A 396-nucleotide genomic window follows, 5' to 3' on the forward strand; every position below is an offset into this window, starting at 1 on the left:
GGGCTGGTTGTGGATCGCGTAGATCTCGTCGCAGGGGAATTTCTCGAACAAGCCGTCGTCGATCATCGCGCGGGCGCCGTCCTGGCCCTCCTCGGCGGGCTGGAACACGGACAGCGCCACCGAGGAAGCGGCGGAAGGGGCGGGTGCGGTGGGTTGGAAGGGCGCGCCGGTTCGGGCCGGCGCATCGGCTTACGCGACGACATGGACGCGCTGCAGATCGAGGAGGAGACAAACCTGCCCTACCGCTCGACCGGGCCGGGCAAGATGAACGCCTGCGGGCATGACGGGCACACCACGATGCTGCTCGGCGCCGCGCGCTACCTCGCCGAGACCCGCGACTTCGACGGCACGGCGCTGTTCGTGTTCCAGCCCGCCGAGGAGGGCCAGGGCGGCGCC

At 70.7% G+C, this 396-nt stretch carries 1 protein-coding gene and 1 pseudogene; one reads left to right on the forward strand and one right to left on the reverse strand.

What is annotated here, in order from left to right:
* The coding region (locus MKK54_RS24815) for a hypothetical protein (RefSeq protein ID WP_409564229.1) at positions 1-66 on the reverse strand (66 nt) is incomplete at its 3' end.
* 51 nt (positions 67-117) lie between these two features.
* Here MKK54_RS24815 and MKK54_RS22990 point away from each other — a divergent pair.
* Positions 118-396, forward strand: a pseudogene (locus MKK54_RS22990) (M20/M25/M40 family metallo-hydrolase); the annotation flags it as partial.

It is taken from the genome of Methylobacterium sp. J-068 (assembly GCF_022829445.1).
Classification (GTDB): Bacteria; Pseudomonadota; Alphaproteobacteria; order Rhizobiales; family Beijerinckiaceae; genus Methylobacterium.